The organism is Microbacterium sp. SORGH_AS_0969 (assembly GCF_030818255.1).
Taxonomy (GTDB): domain Bacteria; phylum Actinomycetota; class Actinomycetes; order Actinomycetales; family Microbacteriaceae; genus Microbacterium.
Window position 1 is genome coordinate 3,867,664 of record NZ_JAUTAG010000001.1, and the last position, 26,181, is coordinate 3,893,844.

The window sequence follows — 26,181 nt, forward strand, 5'->3', positions numbered from 1 at the left end:
CCCGCACGAGGGGCTCAGCTGACGGGGTCGACCGCCGGCTGCTCGCCCTTGACGCCCGAGGCGCCGAGGTTCTTCTCGAAGATGGCCTCCCAGGTGGAGCCGCCGTCGGTGAACATGGTGTTCACGAACTCCTGGAACGCGGTGTCGCCCTTGGCGAGGCCGACACCGTAGCGCTCCTCGCTGAAGGGCTCGCCCGCGATCTTGAGGTTGTCGGGGTCCTGAGCGGCGTAGCCAAGAAGGATGGCCTCGTCGGTCGTCACCGCGTCGACCTCGCCGTTCTTCAGCTTCTCGACGCACTGCGAGTAGGTGTCGAACTCGACGACCTTGGCGGGTGTCTCTTCGCGGATGCGCTGGATCGGCGTCGAGCCGGTGACCGAGCACACCGTGGTGTCGGCGGTCAGCGAGTCCTTGCCGGTGATGGTGTCGTTGTCGGCGGCGACGAGCAGGCCCTGGCCCGTGAGGAAGTAGGGCCCGGCGAAGGCGATCTGCTCCTTGCGCTTGTCGGTGATCGAGTAGGTGCCGACGTAGTAGTCGATGTCACCGTTGATGATCGCCTGCTCGCGGTTCGCCGAGGCGATCGCCTTGTACTCGACCTTGGCACTGTCGGCCGGGTCGTATCCGAGCGACGCGGCGATCCACCGCGCGATGTCGACATCGAAGCCCTTGCGCTCGCCCGTGACGGGGTCGAGGTAGCCGAGGCCGGGCTGGTCTTCCTTGACGCCGATGACGACCTTGTCGGCCGCCTTGATCTTGTCGAACGTCGGGCTGTTCTCGATGGTGACGTCGGTGGCGACCGCGCCGTAGACCGGGGCGTCGCTGCTGCCGCCGTCGGATCCGGCATCGGGCGAGCCGGGGGTGCCGCTGTTGCAAGCCGTCAGGGCGAGCAGGCTCGCGGCGAGGACGCCGAGGCCCGTGAGAGTACGAGTTCTAGGCATGTGATGTCTCCTTGGTTACGTGTGCTGTGCGGAAAGGGGTCGGTGACGGCGCGTTCGGGTCGGCCGGGGGGAAAAAGGTGACACGAGTTGGGGCGAGAGAACCTCCTTGTTCGTCGCCTTTTCGATCAGTGCGTGATGAGCTTCGAGAGGAAGTCCTTCGCACGGTCGGACTGCGGGTTCGTGAAGAACTGCTCGGGAGCCGCCTGCTCTACGATCTGCCCGTCGGCCATGAAGACCACCCGGTTCGCGGCCTTTCGCGCGAAGCCCATCTCGTGGGTCACGACGATCATGGTCATGCCGTCCTTGGCGAGACCGACCATGACGTCGAGCACTTCGTTGATCATCTCGGGGTCCAGGGCCGAGGTCGGCTCGTCGAACAGCATGACCTTCGGCTTCATCGCCAGTGCTCGAGCGATCGCGACACGCTGCTGCTGACCGCCCGACAGCTGGGCGGGGAGCTTGTCGGCCTGGTGACCGACGCCCACGCGTTCCAGGAGTGCCCGCGCCTCTTTCTCGGCATCCGCCTTCTTGAGCTTGCGGACCTTGATGGGACCGAGCGTGACGTTCTCAAGGATCGTCAGGTGCGAGAAGAGGTTGAACGACTGGAAGACCATGCCGACATCGGCACGCAGCTTCGCGAGCGCCTTGCCCTCTTCGGGCAGGCGCGCACCGTCGATGGTGATCGACCCGCTCGTGATCGTCTCGAGGCGGTTGATCGTGCGGCAGAGCGTCGACTTACCCGATCCGGAGGGACCGATGACGACGACGACCTCACCGCGGTCGACAGTGAGATTGATGTCTTTCAGCGCCTGAAACTGGCCGTAGTGCTTCTGCACATCGGAGACGACGACAAGGGGCTCAGGGCCCGCCGGGGGAACGGATGCCATGCGTTCACCCTATGAGGATGATGTGCGTCCGACCAGCCTCTGGCGCACGCCTTAACCGTTCTGTAACAGCCGGGAACGTCCCGCGGGGTCACCGCGCGCGCTGAGCGAAGGCGGTCTCGTACAGGCACACGCTCGCGGCCGTCGCGAGGTTCAGAGACTCGGCACGGCCGTAGATCGGCAGGCGCAACGACAGGTCCGCGTGAGCGAGCGCCGTGTCGTCCAGTCCCCGCGCCTCGTTGCCGAACAGCCATGCCGTCGGCTCCGACAGGAGGTCTCGGGATGCCAGGAAGTCGTCGCCGTCGACATCGGCGGCGACCACGCGCAACCCGGCCTCGTGCGCTCGCGCCACGACGTCGGCGAGATCGAGGTCGACCGCGACGGGAAGGTGGAACAGCGAACCGGTGGTCGATCGCACGACCTTCGGGTTGTACGGATCGACGGTGCGTCCCGTGAGGACGACGGCATCGGCACCGGCGGCGTCCGCGGCGCGGATGATCGTGCCGAGATTGCCGGGATCGCGCACCTCCTCGCAGATCGCGATGAGGCGCGGGTTGCCCGCGAGCACGTCCTTCAACGCCGTCGGAGTCTGCCGGGCCACCGCGACGATGCCCTGGGGCGTGACCGTGTCGGCCATGGCATCCAGGACCGCCTCGGTCGTGTACTGCAGGTCGACGCCCGCTCGCTCGGCGGCATCGCGCACATCGGTGTGCTTCTCGAGAGCCGTCGGGGTCGCGTAGAGCTCGAGCATGGTCTCGGGAGCCCACGCGAGGGCTTCGCGCGCGGCCTGCGGACCCTCGAGGAGGAAGAGGCCGGTCTCTTGACGGGCGGCGCGCTTGCTGAGCTTGGCCACGGCGCGCACCCGCGGCGAACGGGGGTTCTCAAGCACGTCCTCAGTGTATGACGTGGGCGGCATAGACCCCCGGATGCCGCGCGGAAACGACGAACGGGCGCCCTCCGCAGAGGACGCCCGTTCGGTGCGAGGACGCGTCTTACGCGGTCTTCGGAGCGTTGACGTCGCTGGGCAGCGCCGCCTTCGCGGTCTGAACCAGCGAGGCGAACACGGCGGGCTCGTTCACGGCGAGCTCGGCGAGCATACGACGGTCGACCTGGACACCCGCGAGGCCGAGGCCCTGGATGAAGCGGTTGTACGTGAGGCCGTTCTGGCGGGACGCAGCGTTGATGCGCTGGATCCACAGACGACGGAAGTCGCCCTTGCGCTTGCGACGGTCACGGTACGCGTACACCAGGGAGTGGGTGACCTGCTCCTTGGCCTTGCGGTACAGGCGCGAACGCTGACCGCGGTAACCGGAGGCGCGCTCGAGGATGACGCGACGCTTCTTGTGGGCGTTTACTGCCCGCTTGACTCTAGCCATTTCTGTTTCTTCCTAACGTGCGTCGGCGCTCAGAGACCGAGGAGCTTCTTGGCGACCTTCGAGTCACCGGCGGCCAGGACCTGCTCCTGGTTCAGGCGGCGGGTGCGCTTCGAGGCCTTGCCTTCGAGGTTGTGGCGCATGCCGGCCTGCTGCTTCATGAGCTTGCCGCTACCGGTCAGCTTGAAGCGCTTCTTGGCGCCCGAGTGGGTCTTCTGCTTCGGCATCTGTCTTCCTTCGTTGGTGTTCCCGGCGAAGCGGGAGTCTGGGGAGCTTTACTCGGCGGGGGCCGAGGTGGGCGTTTCTTCCGGGGCCGAGTCGCCGCGAGCAGCGCTGCGCGCCGCCTCACGGTTCGCCGCGCGCTGCGCGTTCTGCTCGGTCTTGACCTCGGACTTGTTCTTGTGAGGAGCGACCACCATCACCATGTTGCGGCCGTCGATCGTGGGGTTGGACTCGACGGTGCCGAACTCGGCGACATCTTCCGCGAACTTGCGGAGCAGGCGCACACCCTGCTCGGGACGCGACTGCTCGCGACCGCGGAACAGGATCATCGCCTTCACCTTGTCGCCCGCCTGGAGGAAACCCTCGGCGCGCTTGAGCTTGGTGATGTAGTCGTGAGCCTCGATCTTGAGGCGGAACCGGACCTCTTTGAGGACCGTGTTCGCCTGGTTACGGCGCGTTTCCTTGGCCTTCTGAGCGGCTTCGTACTTGAACTTGCCGTAGTCCATGATCTTGACCACGGGAGGCTTCGAGCTCGGCGCAACCTCGACCAGGTCGAGGTCCGCTTCCTGGGCCAGGCGCAGCGCAGCTTCGATTCGGACGATGCCGACCTGCTCGCCGTTGGGTCCGACGAGACGGACCTCCGGGACTCGGATGCGCTCGTTGGTGCGGGGATCGCTGATGCGGAACTCCTCTTGTGTGCGGGTGGTGGCCGCCGCGATCCGGTGGAATCGCGGGCGAAGAGGAGTACACACGCCACCCGGCACGGTGCTGTCAGCACCGGCTTCTGCACCCAGTCGACCCCGTGCAAAACGGAGCGGAGTGCGGGAACCCGGTAGCCTGGAGCGGCAAGCGCGGGTGGGATGTGATCCTCTTTCGTACGGAGTGAGACACTCCGAAGCCCGCCATAGTCTAGCAGAGAGATTCCCGTGGACACGATCCCCTCCGAACAGCCCGCCGACGACCACACCGCGCACCGCCACGGAGCCGAGGACGAGCGTCTCGCCCGCTGGGAGGAGCAGGAGCGCGCGGCGTCCTCTGCCACCCGCGACATCGCCGACGTGCCCGCCGTCGAGGTCATCACGACCGCCGCCGTCCACCTCATGAGCGCCGCCGCCGTGAAGACCGGCCTGGCCGACGATCCGACGCAGCAGCTCGACCTCGACGAGGCCCGCAAGCTCATCAACGCCCTCGCCGGCCTCATCACCGCCGGCGCCCCCGAGATCAGCGACATGCACGCGCGGTCGCTCCGCGACGGCCTTCGGTCACTGCAGCTCGCGTTCCGTGAGGCGTCGACCATCCAGGACCCGATCGGTAAGGGGCCGGGCGAGAAGTGGACGGGTCCCGTCACGTAGGTCGCTCGTTCTGGGGAGGTACCGGACTCCGGGATGCCATTCTCCCGAGGCAAGAGCAGGGCCCCTACCCCGATTGCCTCGGGAGAATGGCATCCCTTCGCCCTGCGCCACCGCAGGACAGTTCCTCCGTGACACCCGCGGGGGTATAGGGGGGGCACCCCTTCGCCTGTGCCGCGGGACGACTCCTCCGCGACACCCGCGAGGTACGGAATGGCATCCCTTCGCCCTGCGCCACCGCAGGACAGCTCCTCCCTGACATCCGCGGGAAGAGGGGCGGCTCGGTGGACCGTGGGGTGGTCTGCCGGAGCCGAGGTCCCTGAGCCTGTCGAAGGGACCGGGACCGCGGAGGGCGACCCTCACACCGTCGGATTGCTATGCGGGTCAGGCGTCGGAGCTGCGGTGCAACTTGACCGTGAGGGAGTCGACGAGCACGGCGATGCGATCGTCGGCCGACCAGCGGCGCGCGATGCGCGCCAGCACGGCATCCAGCTCCTCCTGTTCGAGGCCCGACATCAGCTGCAGATGCACCACCAGCTCGGGGCCGCGCAGGCGGCCCGTCGGATCGCCCGATTCGACCGCGAGATCGAGCACAGCGAGCTCCCCCGAGATGCTCTCCTGCAGTCCGGTGAAGATCGTCGGCGACGTGTGCGCCGGCTCCCACGGCTCGCCCTGCGCGATGGCCCAGACCGCGGGGCGGCGCAGGACGAACTCCGTTTCGGAGGCCGGGTCGACCACGATGAGCTCGGTGTCCTCGGACGCCGCGGCCAGGGCCGTGCGGCGGCCGTCCGCGGGGACGGGGCGGGCCGTGGCATCCCATGTCTGAAGAGCCGCGACGGACGTGAACACGGGTAGCACCTTGCGACCGTCGGGAGCCGCCACCGTCACGATCGACAGCTCTTGGGTCTTGTCGACCTCGAGTCCGTGCGCCCCGACGCCGTGATCGCCTTTCTCGGCGACGAGGGGGATCAGCAGGCGCGCTTCGCGGTAGGCGTCGACCACCGCGCGTGCGTCGCCCTCCCCCGCGCGGAACGCGAGCAGGGCCGCCAACAACGCGGGGTCGGCCGAGCCGTCGTCTCCCGAGTGGGGATTGGCCTGGAAGCTGCGCCCCTCCCATGGGACACCGGCCGAATCCGCGTGGGCGCCGTGCGCGTGGGCACCGTGCGCGTGGGCGCCGTGCGGATCGTCAGTGTCCGGCGACATCCAGTGCCTCGGCCAGCGTGAACTGGCCCGCGTAGAGCGCCTTGCCGACGATCGCGCCCTCGACGCCCAGCGGCACGAGCTCGCGGAGCGCCGCGATGTCGTCGAGGCTCGACACGCCGCCCGAAGCGACGATCGGCTTCGGCGTGCGCTGCGTCATCTCGCGCAGCAGCTCGATGTTGGGGCCGCGGAGCGTGCCGTCCTTTGTGACGTCGGTGACCACGTAGCGGCTGCAGCCGGCGTCCTCGAGGCGGTCGAGGACGGTCCAGAGGTCGCCGCCGTCGCGGGTCCAGCCGCGCGCCGCGAGCGTGGTCCCGCGGACGTCGAGACCGACGGCGATCGCTTCGCCGTAGCGGTTGATGACGTCGGCTGCCCACTCGGGGTTCTCGAGCGCCGCGGTGCCGAGGTTGATGCGGCTCGCGCCGCTCTCGAGTGCCGCTTCGAGCGAACGGTCGTCGCGGATGCCGCCGGAGAGCTCGACCTGCACACCCTTGACCTGCTTGATGACCTTGCGCATGACGTTCGCGTTGCTGCCTCGACCGAAAGCCGCGTCGAGGTCGACGAGGTGGATCCACTGCGCGCCCTGGCGTGCGAAGTCCGCCGCGGCGTCGACGGGGTCGCCGTAGCTGGTCTCGGTACCGGCCTCTCCCTGGGTGAGGCGGACGGCCTTGCCGTCGGCGACATCGACCGCCGGAAGCAGCACAAGTTCGGGCGTGGACGCGAAATCGTTCATGGCTCCTCGGGCCCGTCGGCGCATCTCGCCGAGCCTGGGCACGAGGTCACACAGTAGTCGTGCGCAGCCCGTCGATCCAATTGGCGAGGAGCCGGATGCCGGCCTCGCCCGACTTCTCGGGATGGAACTGCGTCGCCGACAGCGGCCCGTTCTCGACCGCCGCGAGGAACGGCGCTCCGTACGTGCACCAGGTCAGGACGGGCTCGGGGAACGGCGGGGTGACCTCGAGCGACCACTCCTGCGCTGCGTAGGAGTGCACGAAGTAGAAGCGCTCGTTCTCGATCCCGTCGAACAGGCGGGAACCGGCTCCGGATGCCACGGTGTTCCACCCCATGTGCGGGAGCACCGGGGCCTCGAGCTCGGCCACGGTACCCGGCCACTCCCCCAGGCCCTCGGTGTCGGCCCCGCGCTCGATGCCGCGCTCGAACATGACCTGCATGCCCACGCAGATACCGAGCACCGGGCGACCGCCGGCGAGACGGCGGTCGATGATCTCGCCGCCGCGGCTCTCGTTCAGCGCGCCCATCACGGCGCTGTACGCGCCGACACCAGGGACGAGCAAACCGTCGGCATCCAGGAGCAGAGAGCGGTCGGAGGTCAGTCGCGCATCGGCACCGGCCTCGATCAGGGCTTTGACAGCGGAGTGGACGTTGCCGGAACCGTAGTCGAGGACAGCGACGAGCGGCCTGGATGTCACAGTGCTCCCTTGGTGCTCGGGATGCCGTCGACCAGCGGGTCGAGCGCCTTCGCCTGGCGGAACGCGCGCGCGAGTGCCTTGTACTCGGCCTCGGCGATGTGGTGCGGATCACGCCCCCCGAGGACGCGCACGTGCACCGTGAGACCCGCGTGGATCGAGATCGCCTCGAACGAGTGCCGAACCAGCGAGCCCGTGAAGTGACCACCGATCAGGTGGTGCTCGAAGCCCGCGGGCTCACCCGTGTGCACGAGGTAGGGGCGGCCACTGATGTCGACGACCGCCTGAGCGAGCGCCTCGTCCAGGGGGACCAGGGCGTCGCCGTACCGCGCGATGCCCGACTTGTCGCCGAGTGCCTGACGGATCGCCTGACCGAGCACGATCGAGGTGTCTTCGACGGTGTGGTGTGCGTCGATGTGCGTGTCGCCGGTGGCGCGCACGCGGAGGTCGGTCAGCGAGTGCTTGGCGAACGCCGTCAGCATGTGATCGAAGAACGGGACCGTGGTCTGGATGTCACTGGCACCGCGTCCGTCGAGGTCGAGCTCGAGCTCGATGTGCGACTCGCTCGTCTCGCGTGTGAGAGAAGCGGTGCGGGGCGTGGCGGGGCCGGTCATGACCGCGATCCTACCGAGGCGAGGGCATCGAGGAACGCGGTGGTCTCGTCGGCCGTGCCCGCCGTGACGCGCAGGTGGTGCGCGATGCCGACGTCGCGGATGAGGACGCCGCGGTCGTACAACGCCTTCCAGGTGGCGGCGGGGTCGTCGACACCGCCGAAGAGCACGAAGTTGGTCCACGATTCGTGCGCCGAGTAGCCGAGCGCCGACACCGTGGCCGAGATCCGGTCGCGTTGAGCGACGATCTCGTCGACCATCGACAGCATGGTGTCGGCGTGGCCGAGCGCCGCCGTCGCCGCGGCCTGGGTGAGGGCGCTCAGGTGGTACGGGAGCCGCACGAGGCGCAGGGCGTCGACGAAGGCCGGATCGGCGGCGAGGTAACCCACGCGTGCACCGGCGAAGGCGAAGGCCTTGCTCATCGTGCGCGAGATGACGAGTCGAGGACGGCCGGGCAGCAGAGTGACGGCGGACGGCTCGTCGCGGGGCGCGAACTCCTGGTACGCCTCATCGACGATGACGATCCCGTCGGTCGCGTCGTAGACCGCCTCGACGACGTCCAGTCGAAGCGGCGTCCCCGTGGGGTTGTTCGGCGCGCACAGGAACACGATGTCGGGACGCTGCTCCCGCACCTGGGCCGTGGCCGACTCGGGGCTGAGCGTGAAGTCGTGCGCGCGCTCTCCCGCGATCCAGCGCGCCCCGGTCGCGCGCGTGAGGATCGGGTACATCGAGTAGGTCGGCGCGAAGCCCATGGCCGTCCGTCCGGGCCCGCCGAAGGCTTGCAGGATGTGTTGAAGCACCTCGTTCGAGCCGTTGGCCGCCCAGATCTGTTCGGGCGTCAAGCCGTGACCGAGGTAGCCGGCGAAGGCCTCACGGAGCCCGGTGAACTCCCGGTCGGGATACCGGTTGACGTCACGCAGCGCCCGGGCGACGGCATCCAGGATGTCGTCGGCCACTTCCGCCGGAACGGGGTGCGTGTTCTCGTTCACGTTGAGGGCCACGGGCAGAGCCGCTTGCGGAGCGCCGTAGGGCGTCATCCCGCGGAGATCATCGCGAAGAGGGAGGTCGTCGAGGCGCACAGTCACCCCACCAATGGTAGGCCGCCGCGACGATCAGCCGACGCCTCAGGGCGCGGCGAGGTACTCGGTGGGGATGGCGATGCGCTGGCCCGCCGAGACCGCTCCGCCATCGAGGGCGTTCAGGCGCGAAATCTGCGCCACGACATCGCGGGGATCAGCCTCGGGAGCCACGTCTTCGGCGATCGACCAGAGGGTCTCGCCGCTCATCACGGTGATCTCGGCGAACGAGCCGCTCGGGGCACCGCTCTCGCTCGACGCGAGCGCGGACCCGCCGCCGACGACGGCGATGGCGAGAGCGACCACCACGGGAAGCGCGGCGAGGAACGCCACGACACGGCGACCACGTGCGGTCAGACGCAGGCGAGTGGTGGGGGCGGTGATGGTGATGCTGCTCATGGTGTGCTCCTTGGTGGGGAGAGATTCGCACCCCACCCTCGGCCGGGAGGGCGGTGGTGCGAATCTGTATTCCGAATCTATCTTCGATACTTTCGAGTGTCAACACCGGCTGTGATCGCAGACGAATCGAACGCGACACGCGTGAGGCTCCGTGTCATTCGGGTCGTCCACCGGATACGGTTTCGACACGGAGACCTCATCACCAACCTCCGACATTCGAATTTCCGCCGCAGAATGCGCGGCGCGAGGGGAGCTCAGATGACCGACGCGACGACCGCCGCCGGCCGCGAACGGCCGCAGACCCGGCGGCGCAAGAACCTCAGCGACAAGCAGCTCGCGATCCTCGAGGTGATCCAGCGCTCCATCGCGCGGCACGGCTACCCGCCGAGCATGCGCGAGATCGGCGACGCGGTCGGACTGAAGTCGCTCTCGAGCGTCACCCACCAGCTGAATCAGCTCGAGCTCAGCGGCTACCTGCGCCGCGACCCGGGCAAGACGCGCGCGATGGAGGTGCTCATCGACCTGCCCGGTGCCGCCGCCGAGAACCCGGCCGACACCGCGCCGGCGCTCGGTGACGCGGCCCTCGTCCCTCTCGTCGGACGCATCGCCGCCGGGGTTCCCATCACGGCCGACCAGCAGGTGGAGGAGATCTTCCCCCTCCCCCGCCAGCTCGTGGGCAAGGGGGAGCTCTTCATGCTCAAGGTGTCGGGGGACTCGATGATCGACGCCGCGATCTGCGACGGCGACTGGGTGGTCGTGCGCTCGCAGGCGACCGCCGAGAACGGCGAGATCGTCGCGGCGATGCTCGACGGCGAGGCGACGGTCAAGACCTTCCGCCGCCGTGACGGCCACACGTGGCTCCTCCCCCGCAACAGCGCGTTCGAGCCAATCTTGGGCGACGAAGCCGTCGTCCTCGGCCGTGTCGTGGCGGTGCTGCGCGCGGTCTGACAGCCTCCGTCAGCGCCTCCCGGTGGCGAGTCCGGTGCGCCGTGATGCCTCCGCGGCAAGGCCCGACCCGCCACAATGACGCCATGCCTGACGGACACCTCTCCCTCGCGCCGATCCTCGGCAGCGCCACACCGAACACCCGGCTGAGGATCCGTGCCGTCGCATCCGTCGTTCTACTGGCTTTCGCGGTCCTCACGGTGCCTCTGGCCCTCGTCGCGGCGTGGGCGCGACTTCAGCTCGTCGACGAGGATGCCTTCGCGGCGACGCTCACCCCCCTGGCCGCCGACCCACGAGTGCAGAGCCTCGTGATCGACGAGGCGACGAGCGCCATCACGGCATCCCTGGACGCGTCCGTGCCCGACGCCGCGGCGCCACCGGCTGCGGCGCGGGCGCTGGAGCTGCTCGGCCGCCCGACCGCGGCGGCGGCGCGTTCGCTCACGGAGCGCGCCGTGACGGAAGTGGTCCACTCGGACCGCTTCTCGAGCGTCTGGCCCGCGGTGGTGCACACCTCCCACCGCGCTCTCGTGTTCGGAGCGACGTCGGACGGCGGCGGCATCATCGTGCTGACTCCGGACGGCCTCGGGGTACAGGTCGGCGGGGTGGTGTCGGCGATCACCGACGAACTGAGTCTGCAGGGCTCCCCCGTGGCGGCTCTCATCCCCAGGGTCGACCACGTGGTCATCGTCGGCGACGGCGCGCCGTTGCGCATGTTGCGCCCCGGCTACGCCCTCGCCACCGCGGCGGGCGTGCTGCTACCCGCCTTGGCGGTCGTCCTCCTCGCGGGCGGGGCCCTCGTCGAACAGAGACGGGGACGTGCGATCATCGGCACCGGACTGGCGATCGTCGTCGGTTCCGGAGTCCTTCTGATCGGTGCGGCTGTGGCGCCCACCGTCGTCGCCAGGACGGCCGCCGCCGGCGGTCTCGATCCCGCGGGCGTCGCCGCCATCGTCCGCCAACTGTTGACGTCACTCGTCGGGTCGTCCGGCGTGGTCTTCGGCGCGGGGGCCCTCCTCCTCGCGGTGGGCGTCATCGTCGCACGGCGCACGGGCCGAACAGCTGCGCATCCGAAGCCGACGCCCGGCGATCTTGCGGCGACGACGGATGGCCGCATCCGGCCGTTACCATGACCGAAAGCGCAATCGGAAGCGAGCCCCGTGTCTACCAACCCCGCCCCTGGCGACCCTTCTTCCGCCGAGGGTGATGCCCCGGCACCCACCGCCCTCGGTGCCGCCGAGCCGGCACCGGCACCCACCGAGACACGCGCTCCCGGCGAGGACCACCCGCCCGCCCCCCGGTCGCGGCCCCGCCGGAGCACCGTCATCCTCGGTTCGGGCCTCGCACTGCTCGTCGTCGCCGCAAGTGCGGGGTTCTTCTGGCTCAGCGCGCAACTCGCCGCATCCCAGCAGCAGATCCTGGACCAACAGCAGCAGATAAACGACCAGCAGCGTGAGCTCGAGGAGCAGCGGGCGCAGCTCGATCGCAAGGAGCAGTTCGGCGCGGCCATGCAGGAGCTCTACGCGACGATCGATCCGCTCGTGGGCCTCCCGTACGCGTCGCTCGTGTCCTGGAGCGAGGTCGAGGGGTTCGCCCACAGCGCCTGGGCGCACCGCGAGAGCGTCGTGACGATGGAACGTGACATCACCGACGTCAAGATGTTCACGACGAAGCTGGCCAACCGCGTGGAGGCCGCGCGCTCCGTGGGCTCGACGAACGCGACGGGGAGCCCGTGGGAAGCCGCGCTCGACTCGCTCGGTCACGGGTGGGTGACCATGGCGTACGACGAGAGCAACCGCCCGTGCGGCCTCGAGGCGATGGCCTGCGTCTCGAGCGCGGATCCCTTCGTCGTCCACGTCAGCAGCGACACCCGCAACACCTCGACACTGACGGACTGGATGCGCACCGGGGTCGCGTACCACGAGTACTCGCACGTGCTGCAGTTCACCAACCCCGAAGCCACGGCATCCGCGCTCACCGCCTTCGGAGGGAATGCGGAGACGATGGCGGACTGCTACGCGCTGACCTTCCTCGACGGATGGACGTTGGACCACGTGGTGCCCATCGACAGCTCCTCCTACTGGGAAGTGAGCGTGGGCTACGGCTACACGTGCGATGATGCGCAGCGCCAGGTCATCCGCGACTGGGTGGGAAGTCTGGGCCTGCAGAAGCGCACCGTCTCGCAGTGAGGACGGGCGAGACGGGTGTCGGCGCCCCTCCTTAGAGTGGATGCATGGCAGACACCCTCCCCTACGGTTCCTGGCCGTCACCGATCACGCCCGAGTCGGTGGCGCAGTCCTCGCCGCGTATCGACGGCGCACGGCTGGTGGCTGACGAGGTGTGGTGGGGCGAGTCCGTGCCCGCCGAAGCGGGGCGCGTCGCGGTGAAACGGCGCCGCGCCGACGGAACCATCGAGACCGTGCTCCCCGCTCCCGCCAACGCCCGCTCGGCGGTGCACGAGTACGGCGGAGGCGCGTGGACGGCATCCGACGACGGCGAGCTGTTCTACGTCGAGAAGACCGACCAGCGCGTGTACGCGCTCCGACCGGGCGGCACGGCGCGCCCCCTCACCCCCGCCGACGAGGCCGTGCGTCACGGCGGCCTCCGGTTCGAGCACGGCGTCCTCCTCGCCGTGCGCGAGACCCACGGTTCCGACCGCGTCCCCGCGCGCGCGATCGTCCGCATCGCCGTCGATGGCGAGGGGGCCGGCGAGGTCCTCGCCGCCGGGAGCGACTTCCTCGCCCAGCCCGCGCTGTCGCCCGACGGACGACGCCTCGCCTGGGTAGCGTGGAACCACCCCGACATGCCGTGGGACGCCACGATCATCCGCGTCGCCGACCTCGACACGGGCACGGTGCGCGACATCGCCGGGGGCGCGAACCGCGCTCCTCCTGCAACCGGTCTGGATCGGCGACGACGAACTGCTCTACGCCGATGACCCCGACGGTCGGTGGAACCTGTTCCGCCACCCCCTCGACGGCGACGCCCAGGCGGTCGCCCCCGCCGACGCCGACACCGGCGGTGGGCTCTGGGTGCTCGGGACACGGTGGTTCGGCGCCACCGACGACGGCCGCATCGTCGCCGTGCGGACCGACGGCGGCGACGAGGTCGTCGAGATCGCCCCGTCCGGGGTCCGTCCGCTGGAGGTCCCCGCCGTGTCGGGCGCCGCGGTCGACGACGCACGCGGTACGCGGGTGCTGGTGTCGGGGTCCGACGCGGGCGGCCGCTCGGGTCTCTGGCTCGTCGACCTCGCCGCCGGCAGCGTCGATCTCGTCACGGGCGGAGCGGGCTCATGGGGAGACAAATGGATGCCGACGGCCCGCGCCCTCGAAACCGAGGGGCCGCACGGTACCGTGCACGCCTTCGCCTACGCGCCGACCAATCCCGAGGTCACTGCCCCGGACGACGAGCGCCCGCCGTACGTCGTTCTCGTGCACGGGGGTCCCACCTCGCACGTCGGACCGGCTCCCTCGGCGAAGACGGCGTTCTTCACAAGCCGCGGGATCGGCGTCCTCGACGTGAACTACGGAGGTTCCACCGGTTACGGCCGCGCCTATCGGGATCGTCTGAAGGGGCAGTGGGGTGTCGTCGACGTCGATGATGTCGCGGCCGCAGCGTCCGCTCTCGCCGACGCGGGACTCGCCGACCCTGATCGCCTCGCCATCGCCGGCGGCTCGGCCGGGGGCTGGACCGTGCTCGCCGCGGTGACGAACACCGACGTGTTCTCGGCCGGCATCTCCCGCTACGGCGTGGGTGACGCACGCGCGCTGGCGGAAGACACCCACGATTTCGAGGCGCGCTACCTCGACGGGCTCATCGGCGCTCTCCCCGACGCCGAGAACGTCTACATCGAACGATCCCCGCTCACCCATCCCGAGCGGTTCCGTGTTCCCTTGCTCATCCTGCAGGGCTCAGAAGACCGGGTCGTCCCTCCCTCGCAGGCCGAGGCGATCCGAGACGCCCTGGCGGCCCACAGCGTGCCGTACGCGTACGTGCTCTACGAGGGCGAGGGACACGGTTTCCGCCGCGCGGAGACCGTGATCGACTCGCTCGAGCGCGAACTCGGGTTCCTGGGCGCCGTGTTCGGTTTCGAGACACCGGGGGTCCCCGCACTCGATCTCGGCTGAGACCACCGGGGCTCGCCGGCATCCCCGCCGGGCATCGCACCTCGACGTGCCGGAAGGCTCAGCCGTCCCGACGGGCGCGGGACTCGACCGCGAAGAGCAGCGGGTCGGGTGATGACACCTTCGAAGCGTGGCACGTCCCGCGGGCGCGCGCGGCCCCGATGCTCCACCGTCGAGAGGCCCCGTGAGGGCCGGGACCCCCGCGCCGAAGCACGGGGATCCCGGGGTCAGGCCGCGTACGGCTCGAGTTCGGCCGCCAGTCGCGCACCCACGTGCGCGTGCAGGAAGGTTCCGGTCTCGCGGTGCTCCTGCGCCACGATCAAGCCGCTCTCGTGCACCGCCGACACGAGGTCGCCGCGGTCGTACGGAACGACGGCCTGCACCTCGACGGCGGGAAGCGGGAGGGCCTCCTCGATCGCGGCGCGAAGCTCATCGATGCCCTCTCCCGTGCGCGACGAGACGAAGTGCGCTCTCGGGGCGAGCCCGCGCAGCACGAGGCGATCATCGTCGCTGACGAGGTCGGCCTTGTTGAACACGACGATCTCGTGGCCGAAGTCGGCCTCGACGTCGCCCATCACGTCACGAACCGTCGCGAGCTGCGCGGCCGGGTCGGGGTGCGAGGCGTCCACGACGTGCAGGATCACGTCGGCGTCGCCCACCTCTTCCAGCGTCGAGCGGAAGGCCTCGACGAGCTGGTGCGGCAGGTTGCGCACGAAACCGACCGTGTCGGTCAGCGTGTACACGCGACCGTCGGTCGTCTCGGAGCGGCGGACCGTGGCATCCAGGGTGGCGAACAGCGCGTTCTCGACGAGCACACCGGCGCTCGTGAGGCGGTTGAGCAGGCTCGACTTGCCGGCGTTGGTGTACCCGGCGATGGCGACGGACGGGATCGTGTGGCGCTTGCGCTCGGCACGCTTGGCCGCCCGCGCGGGAGCGAAGTCGCGCAGCTGCTTGCGCAGCAGCGCCATCTTGGTGCGGATGCGACGGCGATCGAGCTCGATCTTCGTCTCACCCGGACCGCGCGATCCCATGCCCGCGCCGCCGGCGCCGACCTGTCCACCGGCCTGCCGAGACATCGACTCACCCCACCCGCGCAGGCGCGGAAGCAGGTACTCGAGCTGAGCGAGCTCGACCTGGGCCTTACCCTCTCGGCTCTTCGCGTGCTGGCTGAAGATGTCGAGGATGACCGTCGTGCGGTCGATGACCTTGACCTTCACCACGTCTTCGAGCGCGCGGCGCTGACTGGGCGCCAGTTCGGTGTCGGCGATGACGGTGTCGGCGCCCACGGCGGCGACGATGTCGCGCAGCTCCTCGGCTTTTCCTCGACCGACGTACGTCGCCGGATCGGGATGCGGTCGGCGCTGGAGCACACCGTCGAGCACGACCGCGCCGGCCGTCTCGGCGAGCGCGGCCAGTTCGCGGAGGGAGTTCTCGGCATCCGCCTGATACCCCTGCGGGTGGACGCCGACGAGCACCACGTTCTCGAGCCGCAGTTGGCGGTACTCGACCTCGGTGACGTCTTCGAGCTCGGTCGACAGGCCGGGAACACGACGCAGCGCGGCGCGCTCCTCGCGATCCCATTGATCGCCGTCGGTGTTGCCCCCGTACGCCGTTGCGGCGTCCTGCAGGGCCTGTGCTGCACCGAAGACCCGGACCCCGCGGTGCGCTTCGGCGCGCGACAGCACGCGGTCCACCGGGTCCACCGGGGCCGCGTCCGTGCTCGGGGGTGTGGTCTGTTCGGTCATGTGTTCCTTTCGTGGGCGGGCTCTCCCGCTCGTTCTCGCACTTTAGTCGTCCCCGGCGTCGGAGAGCCGGGTCCGTTACTCTGTCGGAATGGGCAGCGAGCACTATTTCAGCGCGTCGCCATCGAGTCCCGAACAGCTCCGCCGCATCCGTGTGACGCTTGCCGGTCGTGACCTCGAGGTCGTCACGGCAGGCGGAGTCTTCAGTCCCGACCATGTGGATGCCGGGACCTCGGTGCTCCTCGCCAACACGCCACCCCCTCCCGCCGGTGGGCACTTCCTCGACCTGGGGTGCGGGTGGGGTCCGATCTCGCTGTCGCTCGCGCTCGCGTCACCGCACGCGACCGTGTGGGCGGTCGACGTCAACGAGCGTGCTCTCGATCTCGTGAGGCGCAATGCCGAGTCACTCGGCCTCACGAACATCAACGCCGTGCGTCCCGAGGATGTTCCCGAGGACGTCTCGTTCCGCACCATCCGCTCGAATCCGCCGATCCGCGTGGGCAAGAGCGAGCTGCACAACATGCTCGAACACTGGATTCCGCGCCTGTCCGAGCGGTCGGACGGGTGGTTCGTCGTGCAGCGCAACCTGGGTTCGGACTCGCTGCAGCGGTGGCTCGCCGCGACCTTCGCGCCGGGCTACAGCGTTCAGCGTGCGGCGACCGGACGCGGCTTCCGCGTGCTGCGCGTGCGCCGCCACGGCTCGCCGCCGAGCGAGCCGATCGACGTCATCGCCTGACGCGGCGTCTGTCGGCGCGGCCGGATGCCGCGGCGATCGGCCGCGACCCGAGACCTCGCCCGGTGTCGCGACGCGGTCTCGCGACGCGGTCTCGCAACGCGGTGCCGCCACGCGGTCTCCGCGAGCGCGGAACGCCCGCGCGCTGCGCTCAGGCCAGCGCGACCTCACCCGTGAAGACCAGTGACGCGGGACCCGAGAGGAACACGTGCCCCCCGGCCACCCGGACGCCCAGGGTGCCACCCGGAGTGTCGACCGTCCAGACGTCGGGCGCGGCCGAGCCTGCCCAGTGCCGCACGGCGAGCGCGGCCGCGGCGACCCCGGTGCCGCAGCTCAGCGTCTCGCCGACGCCCCGCTCGAACACGCGAAGACGGATCGCTCCGACGCCCTCCTGGACGAGCGGATCGGCGGGGACGACGAACTCGACGTTCGCTCCGTGGCGCGGGGCCGGGTCGAGCACGGGTTGGTAGGTGAGGTCCAACGCCTCGAGCTCGGCATCCGATGCCACCGCCACCACCACGTGCGGGTTGCCGACGTCGATGCCCACACCGGGACGCGCGACGGGAAGTCCCTTCGCACGGACGAGGGTGTCGTCGGCCTCGATCGCGAAAGCGCCGAGATCGACCTCGTAACCGCGTTCGCTGCGCGTGAGGGTCTTCACGCCCGCGCGCGTGCCGATGCGCAATCCCCCGTCGAGGGTCGCGAGCCCCGTGTCGCTCAGGTACCGGGCGAAGACCCGCGTGCCGTTGCCGCACATCTCGGCCTTGGACCCGTCGGCGTTGCGGTAGTCCATGAACCACTCGACACCGGATGCCACCGCCTCCGCGCCCTCGTCGATCGCGGCCGCGCGGACGACGCGCAGCAGGCCATCGGCTCCGATGCCGAAGTGGCGGTCGCACAGCACCGCGACCTGCTCGTCGCGCAGCTCGAGTTCGCCGTCGGGGTCGGAGATGATCACGAAGTCGTTGCCCGTGCCGTGGCCCTTGGTGAACGCGATGGTCGACATGACTCCAGTCTAGGGACGCGGCTCTCTGGGACGCGGCTTTCTGGGACGCGGCAGAGTCACGCCGTCGGCGCGGGCGGACCGCCCGGACCGTCGACGATGAGCCGCTTGCCCGTGGCCCAGGTGTCGAAGGGCTCGTATCCCAGGGCGTGGTAGAACCCCCGGGCGCCGCTGTTGTCGGGCCGCACCATGAGCTGCACCTTCGGGCACCCCATCGCCTCAAGCAGACGCTCCGCCTCGGCGACCAGCGCCGCCCCGAGGCGCTGACCCCGGTGCGTACCGGCCGTGGCGAGGTAGTACAGCCACCCGCGATGCCCGTCGTACCCGGCCATGACGCTCCCCACGACCGCATCCCCGTCGACCGCGACGAGGAAGAGCTCGGGCTGGACGGTGAGCTTGCGCCGGATGTCAGCGTGCGGATCGTTCCAGGGCCGGGTCAGACCGGCTTCCTCCCACAGCGCGACGACGGCGTCCTCGTCGGCGATGTCGAACGCGCGGATCTCGACGGTCACGATCGTTCCTCTCGGTCGGCGGCCAGGGCCGTGGCATCCACGGTTCGGGCGTCGACCCACCACGCGCCGTCGTAACGGCGGAACCACGACACCTGGCGACGGGCATAGCGGCGGGTGAGCGCCTGCGTCTCGGCGATCGCCTCGTCGCGGGTGAGATCACCGCGCAGCTGAGCGAGGGCCTGGGCGTAACCGATCGCGCGCCCGGCGGTCACTCCTCGCTCGAGGCCTTCCGCTCGCAGCGCCTCGACCTCATCGACGAGACCCGCGGCCCACATCCCCTCGACGCGCGCATCGAGGAGCGCCACGAGCTCCTCGCGGACGATCGAGGTGGCGACGATGCGGGTCTCCGGATGCCAGAACTCCGGCGCCTCCGGAAGAGCACCGCCGTGCGTCTCACCGCCCTGAGCGAGCACCTCGAGTGCACGCACGACACGGCGTCCGTTGCGGGGATCGATGCGCTCGGCGGCGACCGGATCCGCTTCGCGCAAGCGCGCATAGAGGACTCCGGAACCGTGACGTTCCAGCTCGTCCTCGAGCGCGGCGCGGAGGGCCTCGTCGCGCGGGGGGAAGCGGAAGTCCCACAGCACCCCCGAGACGTACAGGCCCGATCCCCCCACGAGAATCGCGTCGGCACCACAGGTGTGAATCTCGCGGATCGCCGCGCGCGCGGCATCCTGGTACCACGCCACCGCGGCCTCGTCGGTCACCGCGAGCGCGTCGAAGAGATGATGCGGGATGCCACGGCGCTCCGCCTGGGGAAGCTTGGCGGTACCGATGTCCATGCCGCGATACAGCTGCATCGCGTCGGCGTTGACGATCTCGGCCGGACGGCCACGGGCCGCGAGAGCCTCCGCGAGATCGAGAGAGAGCCCCGTCTTGCCGGTCCCGGTGGCACCGACGACGGCCCACAGGGCCGGGGCGGTCACACGCCGACGCGAAGGGTGGGAAGGCCCAGCGACACCGCGCGCGGGGCTCCGCTTTCGCCCGCGGGCGTCGGCACCCCGCACGACTCGGCCTGCGAACGATCCCACGCGTCGCCGGCACGCGTGCGACGGATCCTCAGCGGGGCGCCGTCGGGTGCGTCGGCGAGGAGATGGAAGGGCGCGGCGTGCGTCACCGTGACCGACACGACGTCGCCGGGACGAGGAACGGGCGAGCCCGCGGGCAGCTCGAAGTGCACGAGCCGATTGTCTTCGGCGCGGCCGGTCAGGCGGTGCGTCTCGGCGTCTTTCTTCCCCTCGCCCGTGGAGACGAGCACCTCGAGGGTGCGGCCGAGCTGCTTCTGGTTCTCTTCGGCGCTGATGCGATCCTGCAGGGCGATGAGACGCTCGTAGCGCTCCTGCACGACGGCCTTCGGCACCTGGTCGGCCATGGTCGCCGCCGGTGTGCCCTCGCGGATCGAGTACTGGAAGGTGAACGCACTGGAGAAGCGCGCCGCCTCGACGACCCGCAGGGTCTCTTGGAAGTCTTCTTCGGTCTCGCCGGGGAAACCCACGATGATGTCCGTGGTGATCGCGGCGTGCGGGATGCGCTCCCGCACGCGGTCCAGGATGCCGAGGAACTTCTCGCTGCGGTACGAGCGCCTCATGGCCTTGAGAATGCGGTCGGAACCGGACTGCAGGGGCATGTGCAGCTGCGGCATGACCGCCGGGGTCTCGGCCATCGCGGCGATGACGTCGTCGGTGAAGGCAGCCGGGTGAGGGCTCGTGAAGCGGATGCGCTCGAGCCCCTCGATCTCGCCCGCGGCACGCAGGAGCTTGCCGAACGCGAGGCGGTCACCGAACTCCACGCCGTAGGAGTTCACGTTCTGGCCGAGCAGTGTGACCTCGATCGCACCGTCATCGACGAGCAGGCGGATCTCGTTCAGGATGTCACCGGGGCGGCGGTCCTTCTCTTTGCCGCGCAGGCTCGGCACGATGCAGAACGTGCACGTGTTGTTGCATCCGACCGAGATCGAGACCCAGCCGCTGTGGACGGAGTCGCGCTTGGTGGGCAGGGTGGAGGGGAAGATCTCGAGGGACTCGAGGATCTCGAGCTCGGCTTCGCCGTTGTGGCGTGCACGCTCGAGCATGCCGGGGAGCGACCCCATGTTGTGGGTGCCGAACACGACGTCGACCCAGGGGGCCTTCTGCTGCACGGCGTCCTTGTCCATCTGGGCGAGGCACCCGCCGACGGCGATCTGCATGCCCGCGTGGGCGTCCTTGCGCGACTTCAAGTGGCCCAGCGTGCCGTACAACTTGCCCGCCGCATTGTCACGGACGGCGCAGGTGTTGATGACGACCACGTCGCCTTCTGATCCGGCTTCGGCCCTGACGTAGCCGGCGCTCTCGAGCGAGCCGGAGAGGCGCTCGGAGTCGTGCACGTTCATCTGGCAGCCGAAGGTGCGGACTTCGTACGTGCGCGGTCCGTCGCTGCCCTGCGCGGCGGGGGACGGCGCGATCAGCGTCGGGGTCGAAACGGGGGTGGTCATGATGGGAGCAAGTCTAAACGCCGCGACTCCCCCACAGCCGTGACGGCCCGCCTCGCGAATCGGGCGCAACTCTGCGTTCGCGGGACGGACGGGAAAACGGTGCCTCGATAGCGTGGGCTCGACGCGGGTCGCCTCGCGTCCGTCCGTGTGTGCGCGGACGCGCCCTGAAGGAGAAGTCGTGCGGGAAGGCCGATCGTGGACGTGGTCCGAGCCCCTCATCGGGGCTGACCGCGACGCGACGGCACTGGCCGGATCTCTGCTCGCGGGGACGTCGGTCATCGTGGCCGGTGCGCGCGGAAGCGGCCGCAGCCACCTCTTGCGCGCGGTCGCCGGCGACCTCGCCGCACACGGAGTCGCCGCCGCCGTCGTCCGCCCCTCGACCGTGCTCTCGGACGTGCCCTTCGGCGCGCTCGACGCCGTCGGCGACCCGCGCATCGTCGAACTGAGACGCGGGCGTGTGCCGGACGGTGGCGTCGTCGTCCTTGTGGACGATGTGCACACTCTCGACGTCGATTCCGCGCGATTCCTCGCCCGCTGCGTGGCGGACGGTCGTGTCACCCTGCTCGCGACGCTCCTCATTCCCCGCGCCCGGGCTCGGCGCGTCGACCTCGATGCCTCTGGTGTCGGTCAGACCATGCTGAGTCTGTGGCTCGACGGGCTCGCCGAGCGTCTGGACCTCTCGGAACTCACCCCGACCGACAGCGAGCAGCTGCTCGCGGTGCTGCCGGGAGCCTCGACTCTGGATGCCACGATCTGCGGCGCCATCCTCTGGCGCGCGGACGGCTCTCGAACGCTGCTCCGCGAACTCGTCGCCGAAGCGGTGGGCGCGGTCGCCGCGGGTCGGGACCCCTTCGCCGCCATCCGCGACACCCCACCTCACAGCCGTCTGTCCGTCGCCCTGAAGCTTCACACCGGGGATCTCGCCGAGGGCGACCAGGAGTGCCTCGCATTCCTCAATCGGCTGCCTCACGTCGAGTTCTCGGTCGCCACGCGGTTCGTGTCCCCGACGAGGCTCGAAGCTCTCATCACCGCAGGACTGGTGCACTCGGACCGGAGCCCGGCCCGACGATTGACCGCGAATGAGGCGATCGCGCGCGAAGCGGAGCGACAACTAGGCACAGCGCGCATCGACGCACTCGTTGCGGCAGCCGGATCCCGCATGCTCGATGACGAGGCCGAATGGTGGTGCGCCCCCCTGGCCGTGTCGATCGCCGAACGCTGGCACCGCGGTGACGACGCCGCCGTGACGGAGGTGACGCGATCGCCCGCGCTTCGCGCGCGGATCGCGCTCGATGCCGCGCGCGAAGCGAACGATCGCGGTGACGCCGCACACGCCGCCGCGCACGCGGCACGAGGACTCCGATCGCTCGACTCCCCCGAGCTGCGCTTGGAGGCCGCCTTCGCCGTCGCCCTGCTCGGAACGGGAACAGACGCCGACGCGATCGACGACATCGATCCCGGCGATCTCGACGAGGAGGGCCGGAGACGTCTCGCGCGCCTCCGAACCGTCGTCGCGGACCGGGGACTCGCGTTGCCGCTGTACGCCGCGACGAAGGGCGATGCGGATGCCGAGATCGAACGGCACCTCGACGATTCGGCGCGCGCCGGGGCGGACTTCGAATGGTCTCGCGCCGCGCACTCCGCCGAGAAGGCCCTCGCGCTGTCGCCCGAACGGAGCGCTACCCACCTGCGCGCGCTTCTGAGCGCCGGCATGGCGGAGACGTTCCGCGGTCGGTGGAGTCGCGCGCGAGAGCACTTCGACGACGTCTTGCGCGTTCTCGACGCGCGCCAGCGACCCTCAGATGTGAGCGCGACGCATCGGCTCAGCGCGATCCTCGTCATGCTTGCGAGCCATCAGCTCGCCGGTGCCGACGGCGGTCCGGTCTCCGCGCGACTCAGCGGCGAGAGGACGGCGGCCGCGCGGGAACACGACGTCGTCGCCCTTCTCCTCGCCGGTATCGCGGCATCCATTTCCCACACCAACCTCGGACGACCGGCCGACGCCCTGCGCGAATGGGAGGCCGTGCGCTCCAAGTCGGCAGGCTCGCTCTCCGGACCCGACGCCGACCTGGCTGAGCTCGGTCTCGCCGAGGCCCTCGCCGCAAGCGGTCGCGTCACTGAGGCACGCGTGCTGCTGTCGCGGATCGAGACGGGCGACGAGCTGCACGTCCGTCACGCTCGCGCGGCTGTGGAGACCACGGTGCTCATGGCCGAAGGTCGCGCGGATGAGGCACGAGCCACCGCGCGAATCGCCGCCGCTTTGTCGGCCGAGCGCGAGGTGCCCCCTGTCCGGATGCGCGATCTGTTCCGACTGCTCGTGCTGGGTGACATCGCGACGTCGGAGACCGCCGAGCTTCGCACGCTTCTGCAAACGACCGATCTCCCCCTCGCCACCGACCTGACCCGTCGGCTCGAGGCGTGGGAGCACGGCGAGGTGCACGACGTCGCGGAAGGGCTGCGCCTGCACCCCTTCTGGTCCGCGGAGGAAGGCGGCCACGGCACGGTGCTCGGGACGATCTCGAGGTTCCCCATCCCGGCGCTGTCCGCGGACCCCTCGCCGCTTCGCGACCTGACGCGGCGGGAGCGCGAGATCGCTCTGCTCGTCGAGCAGGGACACACGAACCGCGAGATCGCCGCGATCCTCTACCTGTCGGTGCGAACGATCGAATCGCACGTGTACCAGGCACGGACGAAGATCGGCGCCGCCACCCGCGGCGAGCTCGGGCGTCTCGTGGCGCAGTGGGAGAACCAGCAGTCCCGCGCGTGAGACGGCGCTCGACCTCTCGAGGACCCGAACGATCGCCGCGTCCGTCGCGACTTCACGTCCCGGCTCCACGTCACGACTGCGCGTCTCGACCCCACGTCCGGCCCCGCGACCCGGCACCTCGTCCCGGCCCCGCGACCCGGCACCTCGTCCCGGCCCCGCGACCCGGCACCTCGTCCCGGCCGCGCGTCCCGGCCGCGCGTCCCGGCTCCACGTCCGGTCCCTCGTCCCGGCCCCACGTCACGACTGCACCTCCCGACCCCTCTTCTCGGCTCCCCGTTGCCGGGAGAGTGTGGGGCGAGGCGCCGCCGCGGAATCGGCTTACTCGTCAGGGGTGAAGCGGACCCCCGAGCTCGGTCGGGACGGACGCGAACGCCCCACCCCCACCTCGCGCAGCGCCTGACGCGCAGCACTCAGCGCTACCGACGACGGGTAGCCTCGACGCGCGAGCTGGCCCGCCAGCCGACGGAGCGCAGCATCATCGTCTTTGCCGCCGACGCTTCGTGCCTTGCTCCGCGCGAAGTCGAGAGCGCGCTCGGCGTCGTCGTCGGGCATCTCCGCGATGGCAGCGTCCGCGATGTCACGAGGGATTCCGCGCTTCATCAGCGTGGTCGCCACCGCCCGACGGCCCTCACCTCGACGCTCGACAGCCGAGAGCACGAGCTGCTCGGCGAACACCGCGTCGTTGAGGTAGCCGAGGTCGATGAAACGCTCGATCAGGTCGGTGATCACGACCTCGTCGGCGCCCGGCACTTCACGGACGGCGGTCCGGGCCTCCGAGATCGACAGTGACCGAGATCGCAGCTTGCGCAGGAGGAGCGCCTCGGCACGTTCGCGTACGTCGTCGCCTTGCGGATCGTCGCGTCCTCCGCTGTCGACATGGTCGACGTCGGGCTCGACCGGATGGCCCGCGAGACGGAGACCGAATCGCGAGACGGTGTCCCGCGCGGGAGCGGAGCTGGAATTCGCGTGACCTCCCGCCGGGTGAGCGGATGAACGGCTGCCACCGAAGAGCGGGATCACGGGCGCGAGAGACTCGTCCCCGTGATCCTCGGGGGCACCGAGACCGCCGGGCGCGTAGGCCGCGCCGTCCGCGCCGGGGCCACCGGTCGTCGGGCCCGGGCCACCGTCGACGGACGAGAGTCCGCCGCGGCGACCCGGGCGCTGACCGTCGACCATCAGGCCGGGCGGCGGGCCGCGAGCTCGTCGGCCGCGGGCTCGGCCGACGCCGCCGGGGCACCACCGATGCCGAGCTTGTTCTTGATCTTTGACTCGATCTCGGCCGCGACGTCGGCATTCTTGATGAGGAAGTTGCGCGCGTTCTCTTTGCCCTGGCCGAGCTGCTCGCCCTCGTAGGTGTACCAGGCACCCGACTTCTTCACGATGCCGTGCTCGACACCGAAGTCGATCAGGCTGCCCTCGCGCGAGATCCCCACGCCGTACAGGATGTCGAATTCCGCCTGCTTGAAGGGGGGGGCCATCTTGTTCTTCACAACCTTGACGCGCGTACGGTTACCCACAGCTTCCGTGCCGTCCTTCAGCGTCTCGATACGGCGGATGTCGAGTCGCACCGACGCGTAGAACTTGAGCGCCTTACCTCCGGCCGTCGTCTCGGGGGAACCGAAGAAGACACCGATCTTCTCGCGCAGCTGGTTGATGAAGATGGCCGTGGTCTTGGTCGTGTTGAGTCCACCGGTCAGCTTGCGCAGCGCCTGCGACATCAGGCGCGCCTGCAGACCGACGTGCGAGTCACCCATCTCACCCTTGATCTCGGCCTCCGGCACGAGAGCGGCGACCGAGTCGATCACGACGAGGTCGATCGCGCCCGACCGGATCAGCATGTCGGCGATCTCGAGCGCCTGCTCACCGGTGTCGGGCTGCGACACGAGCAGGGCGTCGATGTCGACACCGAGCTTCTTCGCGTACTCGGGGTCGAGAGCGTGCTCGGCGTCGATGAACGCGGCGATACCGCCGGCGCGCTGCGCGTTGGCGATGGCATGAAGGGTGAGGGTGGTCTTACCGGACGACTCGGGTCCGTAGATCTCGATGATGCGGCCGCGGGGAAGACCGCCGATGCCGAGGGCCACGTCGAGGGCGACCGAACCGGTGGGGATGGTCTCGATCGGGGCGCGGTCGTCGCTGCCCAGTCGCATGACCGAGCCCTTTCCGAACTGCCGGTCGATCTGCGCAAGGGCCGACTCGAGGGCCTTTTCGCGCTCTGCGGGTGAGGGCATGACGTCTTCTTTCTGCTCGCGTTCCGTCGCCTATAGGCTGTCGCGCTCCGCACCGACGGTGAGGATGCCCGACAAGGCGTTCAGAGTGTCGTTCGACGTCGTCCACGTTAGAGAGGGCCTCCGACATTGGTGTCGAGAGAACCCCTCGATGGGGATGGATCGGCCGATCACTCCGATGTGA

Annotated in this window: 27 protein-coding genes; 8 read left to right on the plus strand and 19 right to left on the minus strand. The window is 69.8% G+C overall.

Annotated elements, in window-relative coordinates; translation table 11 throughout:
- Positions 1 to 14 precede the first annotated feature (14 nt).
- The 6 genes from QE388_RS18135 to infC form a co-directional block, all read right to left on the minus strand.
- On the minus strand, positions 15 to 935 hold the full coding sequence (locus QE388_RS18135) for a glutamate ABC transporter substrate-binding protein (protein ID WP_307386944.1): 921 nt from the start codon (positions 933 to 935) through the stop codon (positions 15 to 17).
- 125 nt (positions 936 to 1,060) lie between these two features.
- Positions 1,061 to 1,822, minus strand: coding sequence for an amino acid ABC transporter ATP-binding protein (locus QE388_RS18140; RefSeq protein ID WP_307386946.1), 762 nt, complete (start codon positions 1,820 to 1,822; stop codon positions 1,061 to 1,063).
- An 88-nt stretch (positions 1,823 to 1,910) separates the two neighbouring features.
- The gene (locus tag QE388_RS18145; RefSeq protein WP_275799187.1) at positions 1,911 to 2,708 is read right to left on the minus strand and encodes an RNA methyltransferase; all 798 of its coding nucleotides are present in this window, start codon (positions 2,706 to 2,708) and stop codon (positions 1,911 to 1,913) included.
- A gap of 103 nt (positions 2,709 to 2,811) precedes the next feature.
- Positions 2,812 to 3,195 (minus strand): 50S ribosomal protein L20, encoded by a 384-nt coding sequence (gene rplT / locus QE388_RS18150; protein ID WP_013583374.1) that lies wholly within the window; start codon positions 3,193 to 3,195, stop codon positions 2,812 to 2,814.
- Positions 3,196 to 3,224: 29 nt separating this feature from the next.
- On the minus strand, positions 3,225 to 3,419 hold the full coding sequence (gene rpmI, locus QE388_RS18155) for a 50S ribosomal protein L35 (RefSeq protein ID WP_058232311.1): 195 nt from the start codon (positions 3,417 to 3,419) through the stop codon (positions 3,225 to 3,227).
- Positions 3,420 to 3,467: 48 nt separating this feature from the next.
- Complete coding sequence (infC, locus tag QE388_RS18160; RefSeq protein ID WP_108317775.1) at positions 3,468 to 4,133, minus strand: translation initiation factor IF-3; 666 nt, start codon at positions 4,131 to 4,133, stop codon at positions 3,468 to 3,470.
- A gap of 207 nt (positions 4,134 to 4,340) precedes the next feature.
- Here infC and QE388_RS18165 point away from each other — a divergent pair, with 207 nt between their 5' ends.
- Positions 4,341 to 4,766: a DUF1844 domain-containing protein gene (locus QE388_RS18165; protein WP_373426630.1), complete on the plus strand. Its 426-nt coding sequence runs from the start codon at positions 4,341 to 4,343 to the stop codon at positions 4,764 to 4,766.
- 381 nt (positions 4,767 to 5,147) lie between these two features.
- On the opposite strand, the gene QE388_RS18170 is transcribed toward QE388_RS18165, so the two are convergent.
- The 6 genes from QE388_RS18170 to QE388_RS18195 are packed head-to-tail and all read right to left on the minus strand — an operon-like array spanning position 5,148 to position 9,476.
- Positions 5,148 to 5,966: an SseB family protein gene (locus QE388_RS18170; protein ID WP_275799183.1), complete on the minus strand. Its 819-nt coding sequence runs from the start codon at positions 5,964 to 5,966 to the stop codon at positions 5,148 to 5,150.
- Positions 5,950 to 6,696: a bifunctional 1-(5-phosphoribosyl)-5-((5-phosphoribosylamino)methylideneamino)imidazole-4-carboxamide isomerase/phosphoribosylanthranilate isomerase PriA gene (gene priA, locus QE388_RS18175; RefSeq protein ID WP_058615273.1), complete on the minus strand. Its 747-nt coding sequence runs from the start codon at positions 6,694 to 6,696 to the stop codon at positions 5,950 to 5,952. Before priA ends, QE388_RS18170 begins: the two co-directional genes overlap by 17 nt.
- Before the next feature lie 46 nt (positions 6,697 to 6,742).
- Entirely contained in the window at positions 6,743 to 7,393 is a 651-nt protein-coding gene (gene hisH / locus QE388_RS18180) for an imidazole glycerol phosphate synthase subunit HisH (RefSeq protein ID WP_058615274.1), read from the minus strand.
- Positions 7,390 to 8,004, minus strand: coding sequence for an imidazoleglycerol-phosphate dehydratase HisB (hisB, locus tag QE388_RS18185; RefSeq protein WP_058594902.1), 615 nt, complete (start codon positions 8,002 to 8,004; stop codon positions 7,390 to 7,392). The genes hisH and hisB overlap by 4 nt, the downstream gene beginning before the upstream one ends.
- Complete coding sequence (locus tag QE388_RS18190; protein ID WP_307386953.1) at positions 8,001 to 9,086, minus strand: histidinol-phosphate transaminase; 1,086 nt, start codon at positions 9,084 to 9,086, stop codon at positions 8,001 to 8,003. The genes hisB and QE388_RS18190 overlap by 4 nt, the downstream gene beginning before the upstream one ends.
- 39 nt (positions 9,087 to 9,125) lie before the next feature.
- The gene (locus tag QE388_RS18195) at positions 9,126 to 9,476 is read right to left on the minus strand and encodes a LysM peptidoglycan-binding domain-containing protein (protein ID WP_307386955.1); all 351 of its coding nucleotides are present in this window, start codon (positions 9,474 to 9,476) and stop codon (positions 9,126 to 9,128) included.
- A 258-nt stretch (positions 9,477 to 9,734) separates the two neighbouring features.
- Here QE388_RS18195 and lexA point away from each other — a divergent pair, with 258 nt between their 5' ends.
- From lexA to QE388_RS18220, 5 genes are all read left to right on the plus strand, one after another.
- Complete coding sequence (gene lexA, locus QE388_RS18200) at positions 9,735 to 10,424, plus strand: transcriptional repressor LexA (protein WP_013583385.1); 690 nt, start codon at positions 9,735 to 9,737, stop codon at positions 10,422 to 10,424.
- An 83-nt stretch (positions 10,425 to 10,507) separates the two neighbouring features.
- On the plus strand, positions 10,508 to 11,551 hold the full coding sequence (locus QE388_RS18205; protein WP_307386957.1) for a hypothetical protein: 1,044 nt from the start codon (positions 10,508 to 10,510) through the stop codon (positions 11,549 to 11,551).
- A 27-nt stretch (positions 11,552 to 11,578) separates the two neighbouring features.
- Positions 11,579 to 12,607 (plus strand): hypothetical protein, encoded by a 1,029-nt coding sequence (locus QE388_RS18210; RefSeq protein WP_275798646.1) that lies wholly within the window; start codon positions 11,579 to 11,581, stop codon positions 12,605 to 12,607.
- 44 nt (positions 12,608 to 12,651) lie between these two features.
- Positions 12,652 to 13,356: a hypothetical protein gene (locus tag QE388_RS18215; RefSeq protein ID WP_307386959.1), complete on the plus strand. Its 705-nt coding sequence runs from the start codon at positions 12,652 to 12,654 to the stop codon at positions 13,354 to 13,356.
- Between the two features lie 94 nt (positions 13,357 to 13,450).
- The gene (locus QE388_RS18220; protein WP_307386960.1) at positions 13,451 to 14,545 is read left to right on the plus strand and encodes a S9 family peptidase; all 1,095 of its coding nucleotides are present in this window, start codon (positions 13,451 to 13,453) and stop codon (positions 14,543 to 14,545) included.
- 224 nt (positions 14,546 to 14,769) lie between these two features.
- Here QE388_RS18220 and hflX read toward each other — a convergent pair whose 3' ends face one another.
- Positions 14,770 to 16,287 (minus strand): GTPase HflX, encoded by a 1,518-nt coding sequence (gene hflX / locus QE388_RS18225; RefSeq protein ID WP_275798650.1) that lies wholly within the window; start codon positions 16,285 to 16,287, stop codon positions 14,770 to 14,772.
- An 88-nt stretch (positions 16,288 to 16,375) separates the two neighbouring features.
- Between hflX and QE388_RS18230 the strand changes: the two genes are divergently transcribed.
- On the plus strand, positions 16,376 to 17,020 hold the full coding sequence (locus QE388_RS18230; RefSeq protein WP_275798652.1) for a class I SAM-dependent methyltransferase: 645 nt from the start codon (positions 16,376 to 16,378) through the stop codon (positions 17,018 to 17,020).
- Positions 17,021 to 17,168: 148 nt separating this feature from the next.
- Here the strand turns inward: QE388_RS18230 and dapF are convergent, their stop codons facing one another.
- Genes dapF through miaB form a run of 4 tightly spaced genes read right to left on the minus strand, consistent with a single transcriptional unit; the run spans position 17,169 to position 21,002 of the window.
- Entirely contained in the window at positions 17,169 to 18,023 is an 855-nt protein-coding gene (gene dapF, locus QE388_RS18235) for a diaminopimelate epimerase (RefSeq protein WP_275798654.1), read from the minus strand.
- Between the two features lie 56 nt (positions 18,024 to 18,079).
- Positions 18,080 to 18,532 carry a GNAT family acetyltransferase gene (locus tag QE388_RS18240; RefSeq protein ID WP_275798655.1) on the minus strand — a complete coding sequence of 151 codons (453 nt, stop codon included), beginning with the start codon at positions 18,530 to 18,532 and terminating at the stop codon, positions 18,080 to 18,082.
- Positions 18,529 to 19,458 (minus strand): tRNA (adenosine(37)-N6)-dimethylallyltransferase MiaA, encoded by a 930-nt coding sequence (gene miaA, locus QE388_RS18245; protein ID WP_307386963.1) that lies wholly within the window; start codon positions 19,456 to 19,458, stop codon positions 18,529 to 18,531. The genes QE388_RS18240 and miaA overlap by 4 nt, the downstream gene beginning before the upstream one ends.
- Positions 19,455 to 21,002 (minus strand): tRNA (N6-isopentenyl adenosine(37)-C2)-methylthiotransferase MiaB, encoded by a 1,548-nt coding sequence (miaB, locus tag QE388_RS18250; protein ID WP_307386965.1) that lies wholly within the window; start codon positions 21,000 to 21,002, stop codon positions 19,455 to 19,457. Before miaB ends, miaA begins: the two co-directional genes overlap by 4 nt.
- Positions 21,003 to 21,180: 178 nt before the next feature.
- On the opposite strand from miaB, the gene QE388_RS18255 reads away from it, so the two are divergent.
- Complete coding sequence (locus QE388_RS18255; protein WP_307386967.1) at positions 21,181 to 23,769, plus strand: helix-turn-helix transcriptional regulator; 2,589 nt, start codon at positions 21,181 to 21,183, stop codon at positions 23,767 to 23,769.
- A 318-nt stretch (positions 23,770 to 24,087) separates the two neighbouring features.
- Here the strand turns inward: QE388_RS18255 and QE388_RS18260 are convergent, their stop codons facing one another.
- Positions 24,088 to 24,945: a regulatory protein RecX gene (locus tag QE388_RS18260; RefSeq protein WP_307386969.1), complete on the minus strand. Its 858-nt coding sequence runs from the start codon at positions 24,943 to 24,945 to the stop codon at positions 24,088 to 24,090.
- Complete coding sequence (gene recA, locus QE388_RS18265; protein WP_058594916.1) at positions 24,945 to 26,000, minus strand: recombinase RecA; 1,056 nt, start codon at positions 25,998 to 26,000, stop codon at positions 24,945 to 24,947. Before recA ends, QE388_RS18260 begins: the two co-directional genes overlap by 1 nt.
- Positions 26,001 to 26,181 lie beyond the last annotated feature (181 nt).